Genomic DNA, 24,858 nt, shown 5'->3' on the forward strand with positions numbered 1-24,858 from the left:
TTATATTTCAGTTGGTTAATACTTGAATTCATCAGGAATAGGTAGTTTGTCTGCCAGTTTAGACGGCCGGCGACCGCGTCCTTTTTCAAAGCGTTTCAGCTGATACACATAGGCCAACACTTGCGCGACGGCGGTAAATAGCTGCTCAGGAATTTGTTCGCCTACTTCAGTGGTATGATAGAGCGCCCGGGTTAACACTGGAGACTCTACCAGCGGGACGTCATTCCCCTTGGCTATTTTACGAATTTGTAAGGCCATTTCATCGGCCCCTTTCGCCAATACTATTGGCGCACCGGCTTTTTCAGTATCGTATTTTATCGCTACCGAGAAGTGTGTCGGGTTGGTTACCACCACATCCGCATCAGGCACATCTTGCATTTGCCGACGTTGTGACATTTCCCGCTGGGTTCGCCGAATACGCGCTTTGATCTGCGGGTCACCTTCGGAGTTTTTATACTCGTCTTTAACTTCTTGTAAGGTCATCTTCAACTGTTTGTGGTGGTTATGCGCCTGATAAGGCACATCCACCGCCGAGACAACAATCATGGTGCAACTCAATGCTAGAAACATCCAGGCAATAATTTCCAACGCGTGAGCTATATTGTTCGGTGGCGTTTCGATACTCAAATGCAGGATTTCGTAAAAATACATTTTGATCAGAAACACCGCACACGCTGCAACTAGCCCGAATTTGAGCAGCGCTTTTATCAGTTCAACTGCTGCTTGCGGCCCAAGTATACGTTTGAACCCTTTCATCGGCGACATCTTACTGGCTTTGGGTGCCATCGCTTGCCATGAAAAGTTAAACCCGCCAAGCATGGTATTACCAATAAACGCGGCGATAACTATAACCAGTACAAACATGCTCATGGGATAGAGCAATGAATCCGCTACCGCCCCCCATGCCGCAAACATCTTGGTGGTGTCATAAGTTTCGTTGCGACTCAGCGATAGCATTCGCTTCATCACTGTGTGTAAACCACGACCAATATCGGGGCCATAAATGAGCAAAGAAACCGCCGACATAATCAATACAAAGGTGGTACCCAACTCTTTTGAGCGTGCTATTTGGCCCTTTTTCTTCGCCTCTTGTAGCTTTTTCGGCGTGGGCTCTTCGGTACGTTCTTGACCTGAATCTTCTGCCATAACAACTCCTAAGGACTACAGCCTGCCATCGAGCAAAGTAGCTCAACCATGCGTAACCACTGCGCCTCAAACTGCGCCATGAAGTTTCCTAAGGTTGCCCAGATAATGGTTAACCCCGCCACTAGGGTGAAGGGAAAACCAATTGAGAAGATATTTAATTGCGGTGCCGCTCGCGTCATCACGCCAAAAGATAAATTAATGACCAACATCGCAGTCAGCGGTGCCAACGCCAATACCAAAGCGGTGGTAAACATCCACCCGCCCCAGGTAACGATATCCCAGTAGTGATCAACCGCCCACCAAGTGCCGTCGATAGGGACCGCGATAAAGCTGTGTACAATCATTTGGATCATCATCAAATGACCGTTAAAAACAAAAAATAATAAGGTGGTGAGAATTAAATAGAACTGCCCCACCGCCGGCACGCTTAGGCCATTTGAGGGGTCAACCACCGAGGCAAAACCCAAGCCCGTTTGCATTGCTAAGATTTGCCCGGCGAGAATGAAGGTATTCAATAATAACTGCGAGGCAAAGCCCATAGCCACACCAATGAGCAGCTGTTGCAGCACCACAAACACCATTTCCAACGAAAACAGGTTGGTGAACTGAGTAGGAGGTAATACCGGCACCGCAACAAAGGCAATCACCAAGGCCAAGCCAAGCTTAATACGCGAAGGGACATTACGTGCCCCTATCCCTGCCATGACCATCAACATTGCCAGTATACGGACTAAGGGGAGTAAGTAGTCACTTAGCCACTGAACAATGACGGCAAAGGGGTATTCCATGGTTACCCCGCGATTTCAGGTATCGACAGCACTAAGCGGTTAAAGAAGTCCATAAGTTCCTGCGTAAACCAGTGGCCACCGATAATAAGTGCACTTAGGGTGACGAGCAAACGAGGTAAGAAGCTCAAGGTTTGCTCATTGATTGAGGTCGCCGCTTGGAATACCGCAACAATCAAACCAACAATCAAACTAGGGACAATGATCGCCGACACCAGCTTTATCACCAAAAATAAAGCATCACTGAGAATATCGACAAAAATGCCCGGCTCCATTGTTACACTCCCAACCCAAAGCTACGTGCCAAGGTGCCCATTACCAGTGACCACCCATCCACTAATACAAATAGCATAATTTTAAAGGGTAAGGAGACAATCATTGGCGAGAGCATCATCATACCCATGGCCATCAAGACACTGGCCACCACCAAATCGACGATCAGAAAGGGAATGAAAAACATAAAGCCAATGATAAACGCGGTCTGCAATTCGCTGGTGACGAAGGCGGGAATAACCACGATAAAAGGCGTGTCCGCAGGCGAGTCTAGTTTCTCATAACCGGCTATTTGCGCAAAAGTTTCTAGATCTTTTATCCGTGTTTGTGAAAGCATAAAAGCCTTCATCGGCTGCTTAGCGGCTTCCAGCGCCTGCATAGAGGACATTTCTTCGTCTAGGTAAGGCTGAATCGCTTGGTCATGCACCTGATTGTATATCGGTGCCATAATAAAAATACTCAGAAACAAAGACATGCCCAGCAGCACTTGGTTCGAAGGAGTTTGTTGCAAGCCGATGGCTTGGCGCAATATCGCCAACACCACAATAATACGGGTGAATGAGGTCATCATAATAACGGCGGCAGGGATAAAGCTCAGCGCCGTCATAATCGCTAATACTTGCAAGGTGACTGAGTAATCCTGCGTGCCGTCGGCGTTGGTGGTTACGGTCACGGCGGGAAGCCCTTGCTCTGCAAAAGCAGTCGGGCTTAAAAGCATAGCAAAAAGAAGTATTAGCCAGTATTTCATTATCTTAGGTCTTTTTTTTAGTATTGAGTATGTGGCTGAGTTGCTTTGCCAGTGGCGCCATCTCGCGCTCTTTAAGCGGCGTTTCCAGCTCATATAAGTAATTGATGGCACCTGGCGTGACGCCCAATAAATGTTGCTTATTATCGATTTCTACCACCAGTAGCCGCTCTTTAGTCCCCAGTGGCAAAGTGCGTATAACTTTAAAATCGTCATTATTGGCCATATTCGGATTAAAGCGCTTAAGCATATAAGCTAATGCGATAATTGTCCCGACCACCAACAACAGCGACAACAACATAGACATAACATTGAGATTAAGCCCCGCGCCAGGCTGGGCAGCACCATTTTGCGCATAAACGGGAAGCGCCACGAGGGCAAAAAGCGAGGCCAATGCTCTCATCGTAGTTTTTTGATCCGCTCTACTTGGCTAATCACGTCGGTTAAGCGAATACCAAACTTATCGTTCACCACCACCACTTCACCGTGCGCAATCAAGGTGCCATTCACTAATACATCCAGTGGCTCGCCAGCAACGCGATCAAGTTCAACCACTGAGCCTTGGTTAAGCTGTAGCAAATTTCGGATATTGATTTTAGAGCGGCCCACTTCCATAGAAATGGTCACCGGAATATCTAAAATGGTATCCAGCTTACGCTTTTCCTCTGGCGTGACCTCATCACGCTCTTCGGAGAGCTCGTCTAGCTCTGCAACCTGGGCATCGTCGCCACCGCCTTGTTCACCTTCTTCGGCTTCGGCTAGGGCTGCGGCCCATTCATCCATGGTATCTTGATCATCACTCATTACATACAACCTCTGTTGCTAGGCGCGCATGCGCGCACCTTTTTACCAATCTAAATCTACGCCTTCACTTAAATGCAGATCTTCCTCAAGCTCGGCTAATTCAGCATCTGAGTCGAGCTTCTTACCGCCTTTCGTAAACACATGAAGTTCCGACTTCACCGATTCTGGGCGTTTAATCTTTTCACTAATTTGCAATGCCACCATATCCCGAGAGCGGCCCATCTTCGCGCGGAAGGTCGGTAAGTCTTCAACAAACACAGTGATATGCTCAGGCATTTCTACTGGAATAATGTCTCCAGCTTTGAGCTCCATAATCTGCTCAAGACTCAAGTCTACCTCTAATAACCGTGTCGATAAGTCGACTTCAACATCCATGATTTCATCGCGCAGCGCTTTAGACCAGCGTAAATCAGTGTCTTCAGTATCAGACTGTACACCGGCATCAAGCAGCTCACGGATAGGTTCCAACATGGAATATGGCAGGGCAATATGGAAGTCGCCACCGCCACCATCAAGCTCAATATGGAACGAGCTGATCACCACCACTTCAGTGGGGCTGACAATATTGGCCATCGCCGGGTTTACTTCCGAGTCTAAATACTCAAACGACACATCCATCACCGGAGCCCACGCTTCTTTGTAATCCTCAAAGATGATTTTCAGCAGCATCTGTACAATACGGCGTTCGGTAGGGGTGAATTCACGACCTTCAATTTTGGCATGATAACGGCCATCACCGCCAAAGAAGTTGTCTACCAATATAAATACCAGCCGCGCTTCCATAGTAATCAGCCCGGTGCCTTTTAACGGGCGAAAGCGCACCATATTCAAACTGGTGGGAACAAACAAGGTGTGAATATATTCACCAAATTTAATCATTTGCACGCCGTTGATGGACACTTCAGCGGTGCGACGCATCATATTAAATAAGCTGATGCGCATATGTCGGGCAAAGCGCTCATTGACAATCTCAAGCGTTGGCATACGCCCACGGACAATACGATCTTGTGAAGAAAAGTCATACTGCAGCGCGCTCTCGCCACTGGCACTAGCACCCTCGGAGGTATCCTCTTCTTCGACATCGTCTACCCCGTGCAGTAGCGCGTCAATTTCGTCTTGAGATAATAAGTCGCTCACATCTACCCCTTACTGCATTACAAAGCCGGTAAAGAGCACTCGCTCTACGACTTTAGAACCCTCTACACCTTCGAGGGCTTGTTGTACTTGCGTAAGCGCTTCGTCACGCAAAGATTCTTTACCTGCTGCAGTGCTTAGCTCATCGGCATTAGTACCGGCGAACACACTTAATAATGTGCCTTCAATAAGTGGAATATGCTTTTTAGCGGCCTCTTCGTTCCCTTCGCCACGCACTAATAGCTGTACTTTAATTTGTACTATGCGGTCACGTGCAGCGCCTGGCACATTGAATACGAAAGGACGAGGCATGCCCACATACAATGCACTGCCAAGCTGTGCACTCGGTGCTGCACCACCTTGCTCTGATGCACCACTTTGCTCTTGTTCCAGTGTCGCAGGCGCCGGATCGTCGCCCCCAGCAAAGAGGAAATAGCCTGCTCCACCACCGACTAATAGCACTACAACAGCAATGATTATAATCAGTTTTTTCTTTGAGCCGCCGCCTTCTTCTATTTGCAGGTCGGTTTGCTTGTCATCGGCCATAGGTTGCCTCGAATAGAATCACTTAACTGTATAATAGCAATAGTTATTACGCATAGAAATCAATTCCTTGTTCCATTGGCGCGTTTTTCTGCTGTTGCTCTAAGCCATGGTTTTCATCATTGCTTGCTTGCTCTGCCAGTGGGCCATGCTCGCTGCCTTGACCTTGCTCACCATCGTGCTGCGCACTTTGCTGATTTTGCTGCTCGACGTTGGTATCACCCAAAGATAACCCCTGCTGCGCTAGTAGATCTCTTAATCGCGGCATCGCCTGCTCTAGCGCTTCTTTAGCTTGTTGATTTTGCACTACAAAATTGACGTGTGCTTGCTCTCCCTCACTGCGTACCCGCACTTGCATACTTCCTAGCTCCGGTGGATCAAGGCGGATTTCGGCTTCTTGGTTATTGAGGTTAAGCATCATATTAACGCGCTGCTGTATTTGCTGCGCGGCGTCGTTTTTAGTGATATTAATTGCTTGCAGTAGTGCAGGATCCAGCGCCATACGCTGAGTTTGCCCTTGAGCTTGGCTGTGCTGCGTACTTTGCATGGCGGCTTGTTGCACCTGTTGCCAATGTGCAAGGTCCGCCTCAATTGCACTGCTGAGCTCGGTATTGCCTTGCGCGTGCGCCACTAAGGCACTGGCAAGCTGGGTCACTTTAGACTGAGCGCTCAAAGCACTGGCTGAAGGTTGAGCGCTCTCTCCTTGAGTACCTTTACTTGGCGAAACCGCTTTATCCCCTGACTCAGCCATAGGCTCGGCGCTGAATTTACTCGCTGATAGATTAGTTTGCTTGTCCCCTTGTGGCTGAGCCGCTTTCATTTGTGCATCGCTCAACATTGGATTAACCGCTGCTTGAGTCGTTTTGCTGGCACTGGGCCCGCTTTGGTCGGCTTCAACTTTGGCTGCTGCCAATATATGCTGGGATTGGCGTTGCTGTTGCTCTGGGTTTAATGACCCTGGCACCGCGCTCGCGGTACTATTTTTTGCATCAGACTTAGCAGCCTCTGCACCAAGGGCTTTGCCATCAGCGAGTACTTTATTCAGTTCTTGCTGAACATCACTGGCAACCTTAGTTGAATTGTTTAGTTTGCTGGCATCCTCAGCACTGCGTGCTGCTACACTCTCGGCTGGACGCTGCACCTGTTCACTGGCTTTTGCCATGGATAACTCTTTGGCTTGCGCAAAGGTGTGAATTCCTTCTTGTCTACGGGAGCCTCCCTCACTTTCCAAACTAAGGATCTTTTCTCCCTCTTTTGCCAAAATTACGTTATTTTTTTTCGGCATTGCAGGTTTACTGTCTTCACCTGCTGGACGCTGCACCTGTTCACTGGCTTTTGCCATGGATAACTCTTTGGCTTGCACGGCAATACGTTCAGCATCGCTCAGGCCTGACTGCCCTGGGGTGGCCACTAACTGATTCAGTTGTGTCTCTATGCTAGCCAAGGCTTTTGCGTCTATCCCTGCTGCCGAGGCCATTTGCTGTAGTTGCACACTCAACTCACTGCGCTGTGCCGGCGTTAAACGGGCAAGCGATTGTTTAAGCTCGATTGGCAGCTTAGCAATAAAGTCGACATCAATATCATCACTGAACCCGGTACCATTAAGAGCACTGCCCACTTCTTTGGCAACCGCAGAAAGCTCCGTGCTCATCGATAATTGCGCAAAAAGTTGCTGATAAAAGTCATCTTCACTAGCCGCTATGAGAGTCGTCTGCGCCACCTCTTCGCTAGGCTGCGCTGCATGACTAGGCGGCTCAGCGCCATCAGCTGCATCACCCTCGCCATCCAAGACGGTTGCTGATGGTTCTTTATCACTACTTTGCTCGTTAACCTTTTCCGCTGATTTATCAACACTTTGTTCGGTTTCTTGAGTATTTTTTTGGGGCTCTTTTGAATCACTTTTTTGACCCACAAAGCCACCAATGGCCTGCTTTTCATCCTCTGGGGAGCGCTTCACACGGTCTTGGCGTTGCTGCTCTTGAGAATAGAATTGCGCAAACTCTTTCTCACCAGAGTCGTAAGTGGATGAAGCACCCTTATCTTGGCTCTGTCCCGATTGGGGAAGGACAATTACTGATTCTACCTGTGTCATCATATGACCCCTTCAAAGGTGGCAAAGCAGTGCCGCTTTGCAAGGTTAACTAAGCTTTTAGAAAATTACAGCAAGTTACATACCAGTTTCGCCTGAACGCCGTCGGGCATAAAACTGATTGGTAGCGAATTCATCCAACATTTTTTGCTCTGCTTTCGCTAACTTCGCTTGTTGCTTAAGTTTTTCTTTTTCAATTAACTTGGCTACGGCTTCAGTACGTACCCGCTGTTGACGCCATTGTGATTGGCGCTGCTCCGTGACTCTGTGGGCAGTTTCAACCACCTGTGTTTGCTGCTCAATGGCTTGGTCTATTTTGCTGATGAAGTTTTGGTAGTGACTAAACCCAGCGCTGGATAGACCGGCCTGTGCCTTTTGCGTCAGTTGTGCAAAATACTCTTGGCGAAACTGGTTAAGTCCATTGAGCTTTTGCTGATGAGACTGCCAGTGCTGTTGCGCGCCTAGAAAGTCAGCACGCAGTTTTTCTTCTTTGTCCGATTCAAGTTTATAAAGCAGCGCCAGCTTAGCCATGGTTGCCTCCCTGCCCTAGTAAATTGGCTAACGACGTTAAGCACTCATCGTAAGGCACCACATCCTTCATTCCCTGGCGTAAAAAGTTATTAATACGCGGCATCATATCAATGGCTTGATCGAGTATCTGGTCGGTGCCTTTTTGGTATGCGCCCAGGGTGATCATGTCTTTGTTTTCATTGTACATTGCCACTACTTGCTTGATTAACCGCGCTTGCTGCATATGTTGCTCTGAGACCACTTGCGGCATGACTCGACTAATCGATTTTTCGATATCAATGGCCGGGTAATGGCCACTGTCGGCAAGCTCTCGTGAAAGCACAATATGGCCATCTAAAATAGCTCGGGCGGCATCAGCAATCGGGTCTTGCAAATCATCCCCCTCTGACAATACCGTGAAAAAGGCAGTAATGGCGCCTTGGCCTTCACCGCCATTACCCGCACGCTCAATCAGAGCAGGTAGCTTGGCAAACACCGAAGGGGGATAGCCTTTAGTGGCGGGTGGTTCACCAACGGCGAGCGCTATCTCCCGTTGCGCCATGGCATAACGAGTGACCGAATCAAGTAATAACAATACATTGAGGCCTTGGTCGCGAAAATATTCGGCAATAGTGATGGCGCTTTCACAACCTTTTAGACGCATCAATGGCGATGCATCAGCCGGCGCGGCCACCACCACAGAACGACGACGCCCTTCTTCACCCAGGATTTCCTCAATAAATTCTTTAACTTCACGGCCACGCTCACCCACCAAGCCAACCACAATAACGTCGGCCGCACTGCCTCGGGTCATCATCCCTAACAACACCGACTTACCCACGCCACTACCGGCAAACAAGCCCATACGTTGGCCTTGACCTACGGTGATAATAGAGTTGATAGCACGCACGCCTACGTCCATGGGTTGGCTTATTTGTCGCCGTGCTAAAGGATTGATGGTGTTTTTGGCAAAGTGAGTAAACTCCTCGCAGCGCAGTGGCCCGAGTCCATCTAAAGGGCGCCCCAATCCATCGACCACACGTCCGAGTAAGTTCATCCCGACGGGCAGCCCTTGCTGCTTGTGTTGAGGGATAACGCGGGCTCCTGGCAACACCCCAGAGATACGGTCATTGGGCATTAAATAAAGCACGTCGTCGTTAAACCCCACCACTTCGGCATCGACTAAGCCTTGGTTCGTTTCGACCTGACACTGGCTACCCAGCGGTGCTTGCAGCCCTTTTGCTTCAAGGGTCAGGCCAACAACGCGGGTCAAGCTCCCCGCTACCGCGACCTGAGGCTGATGGATGTGCTTACGCTGCTGGTGCAAACGCTCACTTAATGAAGTTGTCATGATTTTCGCTCATCACGCACATGGACACCGCTGTCGTGCAAAAACGGTTCCAGTACTTGTTGGATTCGCAACCCTAATGTGAAATCGATAGATGAACGCTGTTGCTTGATTTTACAATCACCGCGCGCCAAAGTCGGCTCACCTAGTAGCTGCCAATGACGATTATCCAACTCGGTATCACTGAAGTGTGACGTCACTATCGCTAAATCATCTGGATGGAGGCTGATTTGGCACATTGCCTCATTACTTGGCAAGGCTTCGGTTGCCGCGCGAAGCGCATTTAAAATAGTGTCGGGGTTGGTTTTTAACTCACTCAAGGTAATGGCTTTGGCTAACTCGCTGGCGAGAAAAATCAGCTCATGTTCAACCTGCTCATCAATGTGTTTGGCGGGTTCATCAAGCGCTTCTAACGTGCTTTTTAACGCCTCCAGTTGTTCGTCAATAATGGGCTTCGCATCTTCGAGCCCTTGCTCTTTGCCTTGCTTTAGCCCTTCTTGGAACCCCGCTTCTTTGCCTTCACTGGCACCTTTATCAAATCCATCAACGTAGCCTTGTTCATGCCCCTGTTTGAGGCCTTCTTCGTAGGCGTCTTGGCGAATTTGCTCTAACTCTTCAAGGGTTAGTTTAGGAAAGTCGGTCTCCTCAGGAGTCTGGATCTCTTCGCCATCGCGGTGCTCATCTTCCTCGACATGCTTTTTGTATAGCTGTTCGAGCGGTGTCCCAAAGGCGGTTGAACGCCCTTGGTATTTCTTTGGGTCTGCACTGACATCGGGAATAGGCCAGTTCTCCAGCAGCTCATCGGCTGCCTCACTGGCGTCTAATCGTTGCCCACGACGTAATTTTGACTCACTCATGGCTTAGAGGAACTCCTCGCCACCACCACTACCAAGCATAATTTCACCGGAGTCGGATAAGCGTCGCGCCGTAGAGAGAATCTCTTTTTGCGCCGCTTCCACTTCGCTGATACGCACAGGACCCATGGCTTCAAGGTCATCACGCAGCATATCGGCTGCACGTTTGGACATATTGGTGAAGATTTTCTCTTTCAGTCCGTCATCGGCACCTTTGATTGCCTTCATCAGCACATCTTGCTGTACTTCGCGTAGAATAGCCTGAATGCCTCGGTCATCGACATCCATAAGGTTCTCGAAGACGAACATAAGATCTTGAATTTGCTGCGACATTTCTTCGTCGTGCTCGCGAATAGAGTCCATTAACTGGCCTTCGACATTGGTATCGAGGTAGTTCATGATATCGGCCGCCGCTTTCAGGCCGCCCATCTTCGCAGCTTGTGCCCCAGCTTGACCTGCAAACTGCTTCTCCATAATCTCGTTGAGCTCTTGCAACGCTGCTGGCTGCACCTCTTCGAGATTGGCAATCCGCATGGTTAAATCCAAACGTACTTTCTCTGGGAACTGGGCCAGAATTTCTGCACTTTGCTCTGGCTCCAGGTAAGATAAAACGATGGTTTGAATCTGCGGGTGCTCGTTGCGAATAATGTTCGCCACCTGTTTGGAGTCCATCCATTTTAACGAATCAAGACCTTTTGCACCTGAGCCCATCACAATTTGGTCAATCAGGCTTGCCGCTTTATCTTCACCTAATGCGGCTGTCAGAGCTTTCTTAATAAAGTCTTCTGATTGGAAGCCAATGGTGCTGAACTGCTGAATTTGCTCAATAAATAGGTTGTGCACGGCGCTGATCTTATCCTGACTAAGGTCATCAAGCGCGGCCATGGTCATCCCCACCTTTTGCACTTGTTTGGGCTCAAGGTGTTTAAGAATTTGCGCGGCATCCTCTTCAGACAAGCTCAGTAGCAGAATTGCTGCTTTCTCTACGCCTTCGAGTTTATCAACATCGAAGCCGCTAGTTAGTTGCTGTTGTTCTTCAGTCATCTTCACTCAACCATGCTTTAACTACTTGCGAGGATAGTTCAGGCTCATTGGCAACCAAGGCGCGAACCGCTTTTAGGAGATCTTCATCACCATGTAAGTCTGGCAACTGCAGTGTCCCGTCGGAGGAGAAGCCCACCGCTGCCGAGTCGAAATCTTTGTTTAGCATCTCTAATGTACTATCACCGATATCCACACCCGAACTCAACGCATCTTCATTGTATTCTTCCAGTGTATCATCTGGGTAGATAAGTCGTTTAAGCATGGGGCGAACCACGGCAATGATCAACACGATTATCACTAATGCGCCCAGTGCTAAACGCACTATCTTCATAAACCAATTTTGCTCCCACAGTGGCAGTTCAGCAACCGCGCCCAGATCTTCACGTACAAAGGGGACACTCACGACTTCTAAGGCATCACCACGCTGCATGTCGAAACCCACGCCTCCTTGTAATAGGCGACGAATATTGTTGAGCTCCTCGGCACTGCGCGGTGCACTGGTGGTTTGCCCATCCGCACCAGCCGTTTGTGTGTAATCCACAGCCACGGAAACACTGATACGACGGATCACCCCAGTCTGCTTACGTTTGTGAGAAATAGTGGTATCAAGCTCATAATTACGGGTCGCTTCTTTGTGGCTGCGCGACGGTGAGCGAGTTTGCGCACTTTGCTCGTCCAACGCATTCTCTGGAATGTTAGAGTTCACTGGCGGTTGATTTGTTAAGGCGCCAGGAATACCGACCGCTAAGCCACCAATGTTATTCTCTTCTAATGTGGTTTCACTGCGAACCGCTGGCAAATCTGGGTTGTAGCGCTTTTGAGTCTCTTCTACTGCGCTGAAATCCATGACCAAGTCGACCTGCGCAGTATAGTTACCCAGTCCGACCACCGGGATCATGATGCTATCAATTTTTTCTATATATTCCTGCTCTCGTTGACGCTCAATCTCATACTCTTTACGTGAGCGCGCCGATAACGAATTTTGTGAACCGGAGTTAAGCAGACGACCATTTTGATCGGTCACCGTGACTCGTTCAGGAGACAGTCCTTGTACGGCCGAGGCGACAATATCGACGATAGAGTCTATTTCTTCACTGTTGAGGTTTCGGCCGCGTTTAACCGTAGCAACAACCGTGGCTGAAGGCTTCTTCTCAATACGAGCAAATACGTTTTCTTTAGGAATAGCCAGTAACACTTTGGCGCGCGATACTTTATTAAGTTCTTCAATAGTACGCGCAAGCTGCTGCTCGCGAGAATGCTTGAGACGTTCACGTTCAAGACGCTGTGATACGCCAAACCCCATGTCTTGCATCAAGATATCGGTACCCGATTGCGGGCCTTGAGTAAGCCCCTCTCGGGCCATATTTAGTTTTATATCTTGATAGGCATCTTCGGCAACCATGATCACGTTGCCATCGAGTTCATAATCGATTTTTTGCGCGTCCAAGAAATCCAAGGTCTGAATCAATTCCTCGGTAGGCATTTTGCCTAACGGGCGCATATCAGGCTGACGCGCCCAAATAATGATAAAAATAGCGATGGCCAAGCAAATAGCCAAAGCGATGATCAGCGTCACCTGTCGAAGCATATCCACGCCATTGAGGGCGCTTAAATAGCCAGACTTTTGTTCTTGCTGTTCACCCGAGGAGTCGGTGTTCATGTCAACACCGCCATCGGCAAGGGCTAAATCTGTTGATTGGTTTGCTTGTGCCACAACTGTTCTCCGCTATCCGTTATACAGGCATGTTCATAATGTCTTTGTAGGCTTCCACTAGCTTGTTACGAACCTGCACAGTGGCCTCAAATGCGACAGAGGATTTTTGCGATGCGATCATTGCTTCGGCAAGAGAAACGCGGCGATCACCCATCTCCACAGCAACCACTTTCGATTTAGCATCTTGCTGTAGGTTATGAACATTATCGATTGCGCTACTTAGTAGCTCACCAAATTGGCTGGTCGATGTTTGCGGCACTTGGTTTTGTGCCTCTTTCAATGGGTTACGAGCTTGCGCTTCTTGCGCGAGCGACTGCATTTCTTGAAATAATGAGTTGGCTTGGACTTTCATCTTGGGCATCACTCAGTTAATTAAACTTACCCTGAATAATGCACAAGTCGTGCCAATAAAATATTGTTATTTAACAAAGAGTTATTGCGCTTTTAATTTTGACACTGAAGAATTAGATAAGCTATATTTTTGACGCCCACAAGAAAGCCCGAGCATATCCCGGGCTGAAATAGAGCACTATGACGAGACTATGCAGGAAGGTGGATCCCCTGCTCGCGCATTTGCGCTATTTTGTAGCGCAAGGTACGCGGGCTGATCCCTAAGGCATCAGCAACATCCTTACGTTTCCCGTTGAAGCGCGCTAAGGTATCGAGAATTATTTTGTGCTCTTTGTTTTTAAGCTCATCTTTAAAGTTATGGGCTTGGTCTACACCTTGGGGTGATGCCACTGGCAATTCATCGTAGTGTTGATTGAGCGCAGCGGGCATGTCTTGATGCGCATTGAGCTCAACTTCATCATCAGAGACGAACTCTTCGATATAAATGGCGCTGGCGTGCACCTCGTCACCGGATTTTAAGATCAGCGCACGCTGAATAACATTATCAAGCTCACGCACATTTCCCGGCCAAGTATGCGCCATTAAGCGCTCTTTGGCATCGGCACTGAGCGAAGCAGTCGCTTGTTTGCTAGCTTGGCAATGACGCTCTAATAAATGTTCAGCCAGTGGAATTATATCCCCGGGGCGCTGATTGAGCGGCAACCAGGTCAGCGGGAACACGTTGAGGCGATAATATAAGTCTTCCCGGAATATACCGGCTCTGACCGCTTCTTTGAGATCACGGTTTGAAGTAGCCAACACCCGCACGTTGAGCTCGATGGTTTTGCGACTCCCTAAGCGCTCGACCTCACGCTCTTGCAATACACGTAGCAATTTCGCTTGTAGGCCTAAATCCATCTCGGTAATTTCATCAAGTAAAATGGTGCCATTTTGTGCTTGCTCAAATTTACCTGGGCAGGCGTTCACAGCCCCGGTGAACGCGCCTTTCTCGTAACCGAACAAAGTCGATTCAAGCATATTTTCGGGAATGGCTGCACAATTGATAGCGATAAATGGCGCCTCTTTGCGTGGCGATTGGTCGTGAATATAGCGCGCCAATACCTCTTTACCACTCCCACTTGGGCCCATCACCATAACACTCGCGTCACTGTCAGCCACTTTATTGGCTAAATCAAGTAGCGCCAAACTTTTGGCATCGGCAACCACTGGGCCACTTTGGCTAGCCGTCTCATTAGGTAAATAACGACTCACTAAATTCAGTAAGACCTCGGGGGCGAATGGCTTTGCCATATAGTCGATGGCGCCCAAACGCATGGCTTCGACCGCGTCATCAATAGTGGCATAGGCCGTCATCATTAATACCGGCATGTCTGGGTAGTTAAGCTTGATGCTTTTTAGTAATTCAATGCCATTAATACCGGGCATCTGCACATCACTGACCACTAAAGCAACATTATGCTCTTTTAGCATCATGATTGCTTCTTCACCACTTTTTGCTGCGATGCAGCGAATATCTGACAGTGTTAATGTATCGATTAGGGCTTCGCGTAACCCCTTGTCATCCTCGACAACAAGTACATAGTTATTCATTGCTCTGCTCCTGGGTATTGCTGTGCAAAACAGGAAGCGTTAGCGTAAATTGCGCGCCACCGTTTTGAAGGTTCTCTACTTTTATTTGCCCCTTATGGGCATTCACCACTGAGGCAACCACAGCTAGGCCTAAACCTGTGCCCTGACGCTTAGTGGTAAAAAAAGGCTCAAAAATTTTGTCAATAATTTCTTCGTTGATCCCTGGGCCATTATCGCTAATGATGATATCGACATAATCACTGTTCGTGCGTTGACGACGTGCCTGCATCTTAATATGCGCACCACTGCCTATCACCTGTAAGCTATTGTGCACCAGGTTATTGATGGCACTGGCCAACGCTGTACGATTGCCCATGACTTCAATATCGGGCTCAGGAAGCTGGACTTGTAGATGCGCTTCATGCTCGCTGAGCATGGCTTCACTGCCAGAATTTACATCATTGAGTAACTGCCCTAATGACATCGGCTCAACGACTTGCTGCTCACCACTTTTGGCAAACAACAGCATATCATTCACTTGGTTTTCTAAATCTTTCAAACGCGACATCAGTTTGTCGTGACAGTGGGCACGCGATTGATTATTCAGTCGCGACGAACCCAGATTGGCCCCATATAACATGGCTGCCGAGAGCGGTGTACGCACTTGATGCGCTAAAGTAGCGACCATTTTGCCAAGCGCGCTTAAACGTTGCATGTGCGCCACTCTTGATTGCAAACGACGCGTTTCCGTTAAATCGGTCATTAAAATAAGCTGCCCGGGCTCGGGCGTAAGCGCGCGAATTTCTAGTTTTATACGCCGTCCATCGCGCAACGACACTTCATGGCCATCATCCTGTTGCGGGCGGAATGAGCGCTGGATCACCGCGAACCACTTCTCGCCTTCGAGCGGCTCGCCTAACATATCACTGGCAATTTGATTGGCTTTGGCTATCATTCCCTGTCCATCAAGCACCACCACACCCGCAGGCATGGTATCGACTAAATGACTCAGCCAGCTGGCTTGTAGCCGTAAGTCGCTCAGCTCTCCAACGTAAGCTTCTTGCGCTAATGCCGGACTAAACTGCCCATGATGAAGGATTTGTGGGTTGATAACGCTCGCTAATGCCATGATTTTCACTCTTAAACACAAGGTCTAATCCACAAAAGCACAAAACGTACCAACTTTATTTTATTTAATATTCATTAAGTTACATTATTTTTTTGCTATCAAAAAAATGACACTGTATAAAAACACAGTTACCTGATACATTAGTTGATAACGCTTTCTACAAGGAGTTTTTATGTGTATTCGCTGCGCCTGGGTGGACTTGAGCAAGCCCGATTACGTTGCCTACCATGACGATGAATGGGGTGTGCCTGTTTATGATGATCAACGCTTATTCGAGTTTATTACTCTCGAATCGGCACAAGCTGGTTTGAGCTGGTATACCATTTTAAAAAAACGAGACAACTACCGCCGTGCTTTTGCTGACTTTGATATTCACACTGTCGCCGCTTTTGATGGCGAAGACATCACGCGCTTGCTCAATGATGCCGGTATTGTGCGCAATAAGTTAAAAATTAATGCCGCTATTAATAACGCCCAACGCTTTATTGAGATTCAACATCAGTTTGGTAGCTTTAGCGCGTATCAATGGCAATTTGTGAATGACAGACCGCGCGTCAATAGCATCGCGAGTCCTGAAGATTACCTAGCAACCAGTGAACAATCCGATATTTTTGCCAAAGATTTGAAAAAGCGTGGCTTTAAATTTTTAGGATCCACTACAGTATACGCTCATATGCAGGCTTGTGGCATGGTTAACGACCACCACAACCAATGCTTTCGCAAAGAGCAAGTGATTGCTTTGTATTAGCTTGGAACCTGAGTTAACCGCTTAAGGGGCGCTGGCACCGCTTGTGTTACTGCGGCAAAGCTAATCGCGGTTGAGATTATATTTCTTCATTTTCTCAACTAAGGTGGTGCGACGCACTCCCAGCACCTCAGCAGCACGGGCAACAACATAGTCATAGCGCTCAAGCGCTTGCGTGATAAGACTCACCTCTAACTCTGCAAGGTGCTCTTTGAGGTTGACTCCATCATCAGGCAGCACCCCAATATTGTCCGCTGCAGATTCATGCTCAGCAGGTAGTTGCTCATCATCATCAACAAAGCCTTCACCGAAAATATCATTCAGGGCTTGGCGCTCTAATAGCTCTTCGGGGTACTCTGGAACAAATGCTTCAACATCGAGATGCTGATACTTCTTCGGTAAGTCTGGTACATCAACCACTTGATCCGGAAACATAATCACCATGCGTTCGACAAGATTACCGAGCTCACGAATATTTCCGGGCCACGTATGGCCTTTTAAACTTTCAATGGCACGATCGGTAAACTTAACGCTTTGACCGCTTTGCTGGGCTGTTCGCTTAGTCAGCTCTTTGAGCAATAAGCCAATATCATCGCCACGTTCACGCAACGCCGGGTTCTCGATGGGGAAAACGTTCAAGCGGTAGTATAGATCCTCACGGAAATCTCCCGCTTCAATCATTTGCTCTAGGTTTCGGTGTGTCGCTGCGATGACTCGAACGTCGGCTTGAATGGCTTTGGTACCACCCACTCGCTCGTAAGTGCGCTCTTGCAATACACGCAGTAACTTAACCTGCATTTGCAATGGCATATCGCCGATTTCATCCAAGAACAAGGTACCACCTTGAGCCAACTCGAAGCGCCCCTTACGCGCTGATATGGCGCCAGTAAATGCGCCTTTTTCATGGCCAAACAATTCGCTTTCTAATAATTCGCCGGGGATAGCGCCACAGTTTACCGGCACAAATGGGCCTGAACTGCGTCCCGAAAGAAGGTGTACGTTACGAGCCACCACTTCTTTACCCGTGCCCGACTCTCCAAGAATGAGCACATTTGCTTCCGTTTTCGCCACCTGAGAGATCAAAAAGCGAACATGATTGACGGCTTCGGTATCCCCCACTAAGCCATTGAAGGCTTTAGGATTGTGCGCACTTTGGGTGGGCTTCATGCGCGCATACTGCTGACAGTCATGGAGCAATTGGGTGGTTACATCATGGTGAAAAGGCTCGGTTATAAGGCCAATGACGTTAGCGATATCTAATAAGGGTTTTAACGTTTCACCAATTAACAAAAATGGTAACTCTGGATGCGCTTTAATTAATTGCTGATGTTCGCCGTTATTGAGTGCCCCGAGCACAATAATGGGTTCGTGGTGCTTATCAATATTTGCACACAAATCACCTGAGGTGGTCAGTTCATTAGCCTCACCCACAAAGGTTAGTGCTGAGCTCAACCCTTGGGCTCGAGTCGTATTGTCATCTAGAATCAGGATCATCGCGCCGCCAAATACTAAGCGATTGTTATAACTCTAGATTGTATTGCAGTTCAGGGAGGATTCAAGGAAAAGCGGCATGTTTTTGACGTTAATGCCAAAAATCAGACGCTTTTCCTAGTTTTGTTTGATTCAGCGCATAGTGAACCACCATTACAGCAGTCCTAAAATTGCGGCGGCGTTTTGGTTAGCTTGGCCGCGCAGCGCGATAGATGCTTGGTTAAGGATGTCATTACTGGTGCGCTCGCTCACCGCTTTTGCATAGTCGGTGTCAGCAATGCGGCTTTGACTTGCTGCAACATTCTCGTTTTGCTCACCAAGCGAACGAATTTGACTGCTTAGGCTATTCTCGAAAGCGCCCAGCTGCGCTCGCTGCTCGTTCACCTGCTCTGCGGCTTGCTCAGTCACATCTAACGCTGAATTAGCGCCTGCTTGAGTGCTGATGTCAATAGCATTTACGGCACTAAGGAAGTCGCTATTAGGCTGTTTAAGGGCGTTTGTTTGATTCGCATCAGCGCCAATTTGGAAGCTGACACTTTGGCCATCAAATAACGGCTTCCCGGCAAAACTGCTTTGCTCTAACGTGTTGGTAATTTCGCTTTGCAGTTGCACGACCTCTTCTTGCAAAGCCTGGCGGTCGCTATCGGAAAGTGCACCATTACCAGCTTGTATGGATAGCTCGCGAATACGGCCAACAGAATCATTGACGTTACTCAATGCTGACTCACTCACTTGCGCATAGGAAATACCGTCATAGGCATTACGGCTGGCCTGTGTAAAACCATTTTGCTGCGCCGTTAAGCGGTCAATAATTTGAAGCGCTGCTGCATCATCAGCCGCAGAATTAACGCGCTTACCTGTAGCGAGTTGCTGATCTTGGTTACGAATACTCGATAACGTTGACTGCAGCTGCTGTTCTGAATTTTGCGAGTTAATTTTCATACTAGGCTCCAAAGAGTAAGTAACTTAATACTTAATTATAGGAGTTCTCAGCTTGTTGTCACTGTTGTTACATTGCGTTTTTGTTAGGCTACCGCAACGCATTTGCCATTCTATACCTGTATCACCATGACTTTATTGGCATAATTACTGCTTCATGCGCTAGAGTATAGACAGAGCGTCAAATTAACGTTAACTATTAGCTTATTATCTAACCTACGGCGGGTTTGGTTTATGTTCGACAACAAGTCAATTCTAATCACAGGTGGTACCGGATCTTTTGGTAAAAAGTATGTAGGTACCTTATTAAAGCACTATAAGCCCAAGAAAATCATCATCTACTCACGCGATGAGCTGAAACAATTCGAGATGCAGCAAGAGTACGATGCGCCCTGCATGCGTTATTTTATCGGCGATGTGCGAGACAAAGAACGGCTGCGCAAGGCGATGCGAGGCGTCGACTTTGTAATCCATGCCGCAGCACTCAAACAAGTGCCTGCAGCAGAATACAACCCAATGGAGTGCATTAAAACCAATATTAACGGTGCCGAGAATGTGATTGATGCGGCATTGGATAACGATGTAGAAAAAGTCATAGCATTGTCTACAGATAAAGCAGCGAGTCCAATTAACTTATACGGTGCGACTAAATTAGCTTCCGATAAACTTTTTGTCGCTGCAAATAATATATCCGGTGGTCACAAGACCCTATTTTCTGTGGTGCGTTATGGCAATGTCGTGTGTTCGCGAGGGTCGGTTGTTCCAGTCTTTCAAAAGTTCATTGACCAAGGATATGACCACATCCCCATCACTCATGAAGAGATGACCCGCTTTTGGATAAGCCTGCAACAAGGCGTTGACTTTGTGCTGAAAAATTTTGAGCGCATGCAAGGCGGCGAAATATTTGTGCCGAAGATCCCCTCAATTAAGATCACGGATCTCGCTACGGCTATGGCACCGAGTTTAGAACAGAAAGTGGTTGGCATCAGACCTGGTGAAAAAATACATGAAGTGATGTGCCCTGCTGAGCTAAGCTTAGACACCTATGAGTATGATGATCATTTCGTCATCGCCCCAGGTATCAAGTTTTTTAGTCGTAGCAACGACTTCACGATTAACGCTTTAGGCGAGCGAGGTAGCGCTGTTGAGTATGGATTTGAGTACAACTCATTCAACAACGAGCATTACCTCACGCCTGAGGAAATCACCGAATTCAACAAAAAGGCTATGCTATGAGGTCATACGGGCGTCAAAGTATCAGTGATGTGGATATTGACGCAGTTGTTAATGCGCTTCGCTCTGACTTCCTCACACAGGGCCCGGCGGTCACTCTTTTTGAACAAGCACTAAGCGACTATACAGGTGCAAACTATGGGGTGGCCGTTAATAGTGCCACTTCAGCTCTGCACATCGCTTGCCTAGCACTTGGCGTGGCACCAGGTGATCAAGTTTGGACTGTCGCTAACACCTTTGTCGCTTCCGCCAATTGTGCTCGTATGTGCGGTGCCGTTGTCGACTTTGTGGATATTGATGCCTCAACAGGGAACCTTTGTATCTCGAGCCTCGAGACTAAGCTTGAACAAGCCGAACTTACCGGGCACTTACCTAAGGTATTAATTCCCGTTCACTTTGCAGGCCAAAGTTGCGATATGGAAGAAGTGAATCGCCTTGCCAAAAAGTTTAAATTCCATGTCATCGAAGATGCCTCCCATGCACTTGGAGGGAGTTACAAACGCAGTAAAATCGGTTGTTGTCGCTACAGCGATATTACTGTTTTTAGTTTTCATCCGGTGAAAATGATCACCACGGCAGAGGGCGGGATGGCCGTTACCAATAACGAGGAATTAGCACATAGAATGCGCAGTTATGCTTCTCACGGTATCGAGCGGACGCCTTTGTCTGCTGAGGAACCCTGGAGCTATTCACAAACGGATTTGGGTTACAACTACCGCATGCCGGATATTTGCGCAGCATTAGGACAGTCACAGTTGCAACAATTAGATAGCTGGGTAGAGCGGCGAAATATGTTAGCAACGCGCTATAATGAGACTTTTACCGCCTCGAGTGTACAGCCACTGACGGTGTCAGAACACAATCTATGCAGTTATCACATTTACGTAGTTAAAGTACCGCCAAAGCAACGTCTGAGGATTTTTAATACACTTAAAGCCGAGGGTATAGGTGTTCAGATACATTATGTACCAGTCTACAAACAACCCTTTTATAAGTCCTCATTCAATGGCCCTTCTTTTTCTTTAGAGCAAACAGAAAATTATTACGCGTCTTGTCTCACTTTACCTTTATACCCGTCTTTATCAGAACATGAGCAAGATACAATTATTAATAAACTCCTTAACGTATTAAATAGTAATTAGGTTGGTTGGAGCTCCTTTTGAATATTGCACTCATCCCGGCTCGCGGCGGTAGTAAAAGAATCCCAAGAAAAAATATTAAGCCGTTTCTCGGTAAACCACTGATTGCTTATTCAATAGAGACAGCTCTCGCCAGTGGTTGTTTTGACCATGTAATCGTTTCTACCGATGACGAGGAAGTCGCAACAGTTGCTAAACGCTATGGAGCGAGTGTACCCTTCATGCGTCCAAAGCAGCTCGCCGATGACTTTAGCCCCACTCTCGCGGTTATTCAGCACGCAATTGCACAGTTAGACCAGCAATACGAATTTGACGCTGTTTGCTGCATCTACGCGACAGCACCACTGCTTCGTCCAGAAGACATACAGAAGGGGCTCAAGGTGCTAACGAGCGACAACCCTACTTATACTTTCTCTGCAACTGAGTTTGACTTTCCGGTGCAGCGTGGCTTTACCCTGGATGGGGAGTTAAGCTTGCTGATGCCTGAACACCAAAATACTCGCTCGCAAGATCTTCCCACTGTTTATCATGATGCGGGACAATTTTATTGGGGGAAGAAGTCGACATTTGCTGCTGGCACCGCCATATTTTCACCGCAAAGCCGCCCAATAGTGCTTCCTAAATTACGCGTTCAGGATATTGATACACAACGGGATTGGGATTTCGCAGAAGCGCTATATAAGTATGCAACGTCATGAATATTGCTATTCGCGTCGACTCCTCGTTAATAATCGGCAGTGGTCACTTAATGCGCTGCCTGAGGCTGGCTGATGGCCTCACTGACAATGGCCATAAGGTATGCTTTTTCTCACGCGATCTACCAGGGAATAAGGTTCAATTACTGCAATCTCGAGGCTATCAGGTCGACTTACTACCTTTACCTGATGGCTACCAAGCAAAAGCGGATGACTACAAGTCCTGGTTGGGCGTGACGCAAGCAGAGGATGCGCTTGCATTTTCAATGTTGGTGCAAGACTGCGACCTAGTCGTGGTTGATCATTACGCCCTCTGCAAACCTTGGGAGCTTGACGTGGTCCGTCGTTTAGGTTGCCAGGTAGTCGCGATTGACGATTTAGCGAGAGAGCATCATGCCGCCTTGGTGATAGACACAACTCCAAATAGATCGTCTGATCTCTATAAAGTGGATCACAGTCACACAAAACTGCTTGTCGGCAGTGATTACGCTTTATTGGCGCCGGAATTTGTATCGCTAAGAGAAAAGTTAAATACCCAACCAGTTCAAGACCCCGAGCACCGTTTACTGCTATTTATGGGCGGTGGAGATGTTCATGGTTGCACTAGTTTAATCGTTCGCGCCTTACTTAAACAAAACACCGAGTTGCCGATAACTGTGCTGCTTGGTGAAAATACTCCAAGTTTCAAGAGCGTCCAGGCCCTAAGCCAAAACTACGAGAAACTAACACTGATTACCCACAGCAATGCTATGGCAGAACTCATCGGTGCGCATACTCTCGCTATCGGTGCACCCGGCGTTTCAGCACTGGAGCGTTTATCGCTAGGGATACCCAGTATCCTTGTTCCCGTGGCGGATAACCAGACTGGTAACCTCGATGGATTGAGAGACAATGAAGCAATAGAGGTCGTTACTTTAGATGAACTGGATAAACTCACAGTGTGCTTACGACGCCTTATGCAAAACTACATGCAAAAGCGCCTGGCTGCGATGTCAATGTGTGATGGATTAGGGCTGTTTAGGGTTGTGGATGAAATACAAAGAATGCCCTGCAATTCAAAAGGACAGATACAACTGCGGCCAGCCACAAGTGCGGATATAAATCTTGTTTTTAATTGGCAGCAACTACCACAGACCCGCCGCTACGCACTGACACCACGAGCGCCTAGCTGGGAAGAACACCAGCAATGGATGAAGAGAAAGCTTAGCAGTGCGTGCGACTATATGTATATCATAACCACGTATTTTGAAGAGCAAGAACACAGCGTAGGTATGGTTCGCCTTGATAATGCAGGAGACAATCGCGTTATTATCTCGATACTCATTGATCCGCAATACTACGGTCTTGGTATCGGATATGCGGCATTGAATGAAGTGGCCACGAGGCACAGCGATAAGACGATTGAGGCTACGGTCAAAAGCGAAAATAAAGCATCACAAAAGCTGTTTACAAAAGCAGGATACATACAAAGAGAGCGTGAACTTTTCATCTTAGAGGCAAAGAACAGCTATGAGTAGTCATAAAGAAGTAGTTATAGACGGGAAAAGTATAGGGCTGCATCACAAGCCGTATATTATCGCAGAGATGTCAGCAAATCATAACGGTGACATTGAGAACGCCTTTAGAATAATAGAGATGGCAAAGCGCTGCGGTGCAGATGCTGTTAAAATTCAAACTTACCGCGCCGATACTATTACCATGAAAAGTGATAATCCAGAATTCACTATTAATGGTGGGCTGTGGGACGGAAAAACACTTTATGACCTATATGAGCAGGCGCATTTACCTTGGGAATGGCATAAACCCTTATTCGCTAAAGCTAAAGAACTAGGAATCACAATTTTTAGCTCTCCCTTCGACTTTACCGCCGTGGATTTGCTTGAAGAGTTAGACGCACCCGCCTATAAGATTGCTTCATTCGAAGCCATCGATATTCCGTTAATAGAATATGTCGCGAAAACAGGCAAACCGATGATTATTTCAACCGGTATGGCCAACGAGCAAGAAATAAAAGAGGCTATTGAAGCGGCGCAAAAAGCTGGCTGTAAAGACCTAGTCGTACTTCATTGCGTCAGTGGTTACCCAGCCCCAGCGCAAGATTATAACCTAGCCACCTTAGCCGACATGGCGCAACGTTTTAATGTACTAACAGGCCTCTCTGACCACACTATCGACAATACCACCGCCATTACCTCTGTTGCTTTAGGTGCGTGCTTAATCGAAAAACATGTAACGCTCGATCGCAATGGTGGCGGACCGGATGATAGCTTTTCTTTAGAAGAACCAGAGTTAGCGCAACTGGTCAAAGACAGTGATGTTGCATGGCAAGCGCTTGGCCATGTAAATTATCAGCGCAAAGAAAGTGAAAAGGGTAATACGATTTTCCGCCGCTCTTTGTATGTCGTGAGAGACATCAAACAAGGTGAGAAAATCACTGCGGAAAACGTACGTAGTATTCGTCCTGGCTATGGTATAGCGCCCAAGCACTATAAAGAGGTTATAGGTCGAACTGCATTACAAGATATAGAAAGAGGCACACCACTAAGCTGGGAGCTTTTCTCTACAGAGTAGATAGTGT

General features: G+C 47.7%; 25 protein-coding genes. 6 read left to right on the forward strand and 19 right to left on the reverse strand.

What is annotated here, in order from left to right:
* Window positions 1–15: 15 nt before the first annotated feature.
* The 17 genes from flhB to EXT46_RS02840 all read right to left on the reverse strand — a co-directional run bounded on the left by flhB (window position 16) and on the right by EXT46_RS02840 (window position 16,038).
* On the reverse strand, window positions 16–1,146 hold the full coding sequence (gene flhB / locus EXT46_RS02760; RefSeq protein WP_022944828.1) for a flagellar biosynthesis protein FlhB: 1,131 nt from the start codon (window positions 1,144–1,146) through the stop codon (window positions 16–18).
* An 8-nt stretch (window positions 1,147–1,154) separates the two neighbouring features.
* The gene (gene fliR / locus EXT46_RS02765; protein WP_022944829.1) at window positions 1,155–1,934 is read right to left on the reverse strand and encodes a flagellar biosynthetic protein FliR; all 780 of its coding nucleotides are present in this window, start codon (window positions 1,932–1,934) and stop codon (window positions 1,155–1,157) included.
* Window positions 1,935–1,936: 2 nt separating this feature from the next.
* Window positions 1,937–2,206 carry a flagellar biosynthesis protein FliQ gene (gene fliQ, locus EXT46_RS02770; RefSeq protein WP_022944830.1) on the reverse strand — a complete coding sequence of 90 codons (270 nt, stop codon included), beginning with the start codon at window positions 2,204–2,206 and terminating at the stop codon, window positions 1,937–1,939.
* A 2-nt stretch (window positions 2,207–2,208) separates the two neighbouring features.
* Window positions 2,209–2,952, reverse strand: a complete 744-nt coding sequence (fliP, locus tag EXT46_RS02775; protein ID WP_022944831.1) for a flagellar type III secretion system pore protein FliP — start codon at window positions 2,950–2,952, stop codon at window positions 2,209–2,211.
* Between the two features lie 4 nt (window positions 2,953–2,956).
* Complete coding sequence (fliO, locus tag EXT46_RS02780) at window positions 2,957–3,352, reverse strand: flagellar biosynthetic protein FliO (RefSeq protein ID WP_022944832.1); 396 nt, start codon at window positions 3,350–3,352, stop codon at window positions 2,957–2,959.
* The gene (fliN, locus tag EXT46_RS02785; RefSeq protein ID WP_022944833.1) at window positions 3,349–3,753 is read right to left on the reverse strand and encodes a flagellar motor switch protein FliN; all 405 of its coding nucleotides are present in this window, start codon (window positions 3,751–3,753) and stop codon (window positions 3,349–3,351) included. Before fliN ends, fliO begins: the two co-directional genes overlap by 4 nt.
* A 42-nt stretch (window positions 3,754–3,795) precedes the next feature.
* A complete protein-coding gene (gene fliM, locus EXT46_RS02790; protein WP_022944834.1) occupies window positions 3,796–4,890 on the reverse strand; it encodes a flagellar motor switch protein FliM in 1,095 nt (364 codons plus the stop codon).
* A 9-nt stretch (window positions 4,891–4,899) separates the two neighbouring features.
* Window positions 4,900–5,433 carry a flagellar basal body-associated protein FliL gene (gene fliL / locus EXT46_RS02795; protein ID WP_130145085.1) on the reverse strand — a complete coding sequence of 178 codons (534 nt, stop codon included), beginning with the start codon at window positions 5,431–5,433 and terminating at the stop codon, window positions 4,900–4,902.
* A 46-nt stretch (window positions 5,434–5,479) separates the two neighbouring features.
* Window positions 5,480–7,525, reverse strand: coding sequence for a flagellar hook-length control protein FliK (locus EXT46_RS02800; RefSeq protein ID WP_130145087.1), 2,046 nt, complete (start codon window positions 7,523–7,525; stop codon window positions 5,480–5,482).
* Window positions 7,526–7,597: 72 nt separating this feature from the next.
* Window positions 7,598–8,050: a flagellar export protein FliJ gene (fliJ, locus tag EXT46_RS02805; protein ID WP_130145089.1), complete on the reverse strand. Its 453-nt coding sequence runs from the start codon at window positions 8,048–8,050 to the stop codon at window positions 7,598–7,600.
* Window positions 8,043–9,380 carry a flagellar protein export ATPase FliI gene (fliI, locus tag EXT46_RS02810; protein ID WP_053911136.1) on the reverse strand — a complete coding sequence of 446 codons (1,338 nt, stop codon included), beginning with the start codon at window positions 9,378–9,380 and terminating at the stop codon, window positions 8,043–8,045. The genes fliJ and fliI overlap by 8 nt, the downstream gene beginning before the upstream one ends.
* On the reverse strand, window positions 9,377–10,234 hold the full coding sequence (fliH, locus tag EXT46_RS02815) for a flagellar assembly protein FliH (protein WP_130145091.1): 858 nt from the start codon (window positions 10,232–10,234) through the stop codon (window positions 9,377–9,379). The genes fliI and fliH overlap by 4 nt, the downstream gene beginning before the upstream one ends.
* 3 nt (window positions 10,235–10,237) lie before the next feature.
* A complete protein-coding gene (fliG, locus tag EXT46_RS02820) occupies window positions 10,238–11,275 on the reverse strand; it encodes a flagellar motor switch protein FliG (protein WP_022944841.1) in 1,038 nt (345 codons plus the stop codon).
* Window positions 11,268–12,989: a flagellar basal-body MS-ring/collar protein FliF gene (gene fliF / locus EXT46_RS02825; RefSeq protein WP_022944842.1), complete on the reverse strand. Its 1,722-nt coding sequence runs from the start codon at window positions 12,987–12,989 to the stop codon at window positions 11,268–11,270. The genes fliG and fliF overlap by 8 nt, the downstream gene beginning before the upstream one ends.
* Window positions 12,990–13,008: 19 nt before the next feature.
* Entirely contained in the window at window positions 13,009–13,341 is a 333-nt protein-coding gene (gene fliE, locus EXT46_RS02830; protein ID WP_026111098.1) for a flagellar hook-basal body complex protein FliE, read from the reverse strand.
* Between the two features lie 188 nt (window positions 13,342–13,529).
* Entirely contained in the window at window positions 13,530–14,930 is a 1,401-nt protein-coding gene (locus EXT46_RS02835; protein ID WP_130145093.1) for a sigma-54 dependent transcriptional regulator, read from the reverse strand.
* Window positions 14,923–16,038 (reverse strand): ATP-binding protein, encoded by a 1,116-nt coding sequence (locus EXT46_RS02840; RefSeq protein WP_022944845.1) that lies wholly within the window; start codon window positions 16,036–16,038, stop codon window positions 14,923–14,925. The genes EXT46_RS02835 and EXT46_RS02840 overlap by 8 nt, the downstream gene beginning before the upstream one ends.
* Window positions 16,039–16,210: 172 nt before the next feature.
* Here EXT46_RS02840 and EXT46_RS02845 point away from each other — a divergent pair, with 172 nt between their 5' ends.
* The gene (locus tag EXT46_RS02845; RefSeq protein ID WP_053911133.1) at window positions 16,211–16,786 is read left to right on the forward strand and encodes a DNA-3-methyladenine glycosylase I; all 576 of its coding nucleotides are present in this window, start codon (window positions 16,211–16,213) and stop codon (window positions 16,784–16,786) included.
* Window positions 16,787–16,846: 60 nt separating this feature from the next.
* Here the strand turns inward: EXT46_RS02845 and EXT46_RS02850 are convergent, their stop codons facing one another.
* Both EXT46_RS02850 and EXT46_RS02855 read right to left on the reverse strand, forming a co-directional pair.
* Entirely contained in the window at window positions 16,847–18,277 is a 1,431-nt protein-coding gene (locus EXT46_RS02850; protein ID WP_130145095.1) for a sigma-54 dependent transcriptional regulator, read from the reverse strand.
* Window positions 18,278–18,427: 150 nt separating this feature from the next.
* The gene (locus EXT46_RS02855) at window positions 18,428–19,216 is read right to left on the reverse strand and encodes a flagellin (protein ID WP_130145097.1); all 789 of its coding nucleotides are present in this window, start codon (window positions 19,214–19,216) and stop codon (window positions 18,428–18,430) included.
* A 231-nt stretch (window positions 19,217–19,447) separates the two neighbouring features.
* Between EXT46_RS02855 and pseB the strand changes: the two genes are divergently transcribed.
* Genes pseB through pseI form a run of 5 tightly spaced genes read left to right on the forward strand, consistent with a single transcriptional unit; the run spans window position 19,448 to window position 24,851 of the window.
* On the forward strand, window positions 19,448–20,449 hold the full coding sequence (pseB, locus tag EXT46_RS02860) for a UDP-N-acetylglucosamine 4,6-dehydratase (inverting) (RefSeq protein ID WP_130145098.1): 1,002 nt from the start codon (window positions 19,448–19,450) through the stop codon (window positions 20,447–20,449).
* Window positions 20,446–21,588, forward strand: a complete 1,143-nt coding sequence (gene pseC / locus EXT46_RS02865; RefSeq protein WP_130145100.1) for a UDP-4-amino-4,6-dideoxy-N-acetyl-beta-L-altrosamine transaminase — start codon at window positions 20,446–20,448, stop codon at window positions 21,586–21,588. Before pseB ends, pseC begins: the two co-directional genes overlap by 4 nt.
* 17 nt (window positions 21,589–21,605) lie before the next feature.
* Window positions 21,606–22,283: a pseudaminic acid cytidylyltransferase gene (gene pseF, locus EXT46_RS02870; RefSeq protein ID WP_130145102.1), complete on the forward strand. Its 678-nt coding sequence runs from the start codon at window positions 21,606–21,608 to the stop codon at window positions 22,281–22,283.
* Window positions 22,280–23,797, forward strand: coding sequence for a UDP-2,4-diacetamido-2,4,6-trideoxy-beta-L-altropyranose hydrolase (gene pseG, locus EXT46_RS02875; RefSeq protein WP_130145104.1), 1,518 nt, complete (start codon window positions 22,280–22,282; stop codon window positions 23,795–23,797). Before pseF ends, pseG begins: the two co-directional genes overlap by 4 nt.
* Window positions 23,790–24,851 carry a pseudaminic acid synthase gene (gene pseI, locus EXT46_RS02880; RefSeq protein ID WP_130145106.1) on the forward strand — a complete coding sequence of 354 codons (1,062 nt, stop codon included), beginning with the start codon at window positions 23,790–23,792 and terminating at the stop codon, window positions 24,849–24,851. Before pseG ends, pseI begins: the two co-directional genes overlap by 8 nt.
* Window positions 24,852–24,858: the final 7 nt, after the last annotated feature.

This window comes from Pseudoalteromonas sp. CO325X (genome assembly GCF_004208955.1).
Classification (GTDB): domain Bacteria; phylum Pseudomonadota; class Gammaproteobacteria; order Enterobacterales; family Alteromonadaceae; genus Pseudoalteromonas; species Pseudoalteromonas ruthenica.

Bases quoted from the DNA above. Each gene is read 5' to 3' on its own strand.
- fliI (WP_053911136.1), bottom strand. From the start codon at position 9,380: ATGACAACTTCATTAAGTGAGCGTTTGCACCAGCAGCGTAAGCACATC.
- fliH (WP_130145091.1), bottom strand. From the start codon at position 10,234: ATGAGTGAGTCAAAATTACGTCGTGGGCAACGATTAGACGCCAGTGAG.
- fliE (WP_026111098.1), bottom strand. From the start codon at position 13,341: ATGAAAGTCCAAGCCAACTCATTATTTCAAGAAATGCAGTCGCTCGCG.
- fliJ (WP_130145089.1), bottom strand. From the start codon at position 8,050: ATGGCTAAGCTGGCGCTGCTTTATAAACTTGAATCGGACAAAGAAGAA.
- pseC (WP_130145100.1), top strand. From the start codon at position 20,446: ATGAGGTCATACGGGCGTCAAAGTATCAGTGATGTGGATATTGACGCA.
- pseI (WP_130145106.1), top strand. From the start codon at position 23,790: ATGAGTAGTCATAAAGAAGTAGTTATAGACGGGAAAAGTATAGGGCTG.
- EXT46_RS02855 (WP_130145097.1), bottom strand. From the start codon at position 19,216: ATGAAAATTAACTCGCAAAATTCAGAACAGCAGCTGCAGTCAACGTTA.
- fliG (WP_022944841.1), bottom strand. From the start codon at position 11,275: ATGACTGAAGAACAACAGCAACTAACTAGCGGCTTCGATGTTGATAAA.
- fliL (WP_130145085.1), bottom strand. From the start codon at position 5,433: ATGGCCGATGACAAGCAAACCGACCTGCAAATAGAAGAAGGCGGCGGC.
- EXT46_RS02835 (WP_130145093.1), bottom strand. From the start codon at position 14,930: ATGAATAACTATGTACTTGTTGTCGAGGATGACAAGGGGTTACGCGAA.
- pseB (WP_130145098.1), top strand. From the start codon at position 19,448: ATGTTCGACAACAAGTCAATTCTAATCACAGGTGGTACCGGATCTTTT.
- fliO (WP_022944832.1), bottom strand. From the start codon at position 3,352: ATGAGAGCATTGGCCTCGCTTTTTGCCCTCGTGGCGCTTCCCGTTTAT.
- fliN (WP_022944833.1), bottom strand. From the start codon at position 3,753: ATGAGTGATGATCAAGATACCATGGATGAATGGGCCGCAGCCCTAGCC.
- EXT46_RS02840 (WP_022944845.1), bottom strand. From the start codon at position 16,038: ATGGCATTAGCGAGCGTTATCAACCCACAAATCCTTCATCATGGGCAG.
- pseG (WP_130145104.1), top strand. From the start codon at position 22,280: ATGAATATTGCTATTCGCGTCGACTCCTCGTTAATAATCGGCAGTGGT.
- EXT46_RS02845 (WP_053911133.1), top strand. From the start codon at position 16,211: ATGTGTATTCGCTGCGCCTGGGTGGACTTGAGCAAGCCCGATTACGTT.
- fliR (WP_022944829.1), bottom strand. From the start codon at position 1,934: ATGGAATACCCCTTTGCCGTCATTGTTCAGTGGCTAAGTGACTACTTA.
- EXT46_RS02850 (WP_130145095.1), bottom strand. From the start codon at position 18,277: ATGATCCTGATTCTAGATGACAATACGACTCGAGCCCAAGGGTTGAGC.
- fliQ (WP_022944830.1), bottom strand. From the start codon at position 2,206: ATGGAGCCGGGCATTTTTGTCGATATTCTCAGTGATGCTTTATTTTTG.
- fliP (WP_022944831.1), bottom strand. From the start codon at position 2,952: ATGAAATACTGGCTAATACTTCTTTTTGCTATGCTTTTAAGCCCGACT.
- flhB (WP_022944828.1), bottom strand. From the start codon at position 1,146: ATGGCAGAAGATTCAGGTCAAGAACGTACCGAAGAGCCCACGCCGAAA.
- EXT46_RS02800 (WP_130145087.1), bottom strand. From the start codon at position 7,525: ATGATGACACAGGTAGAATCAGTAATTGTCCTTCCCCAATCGGGACAG.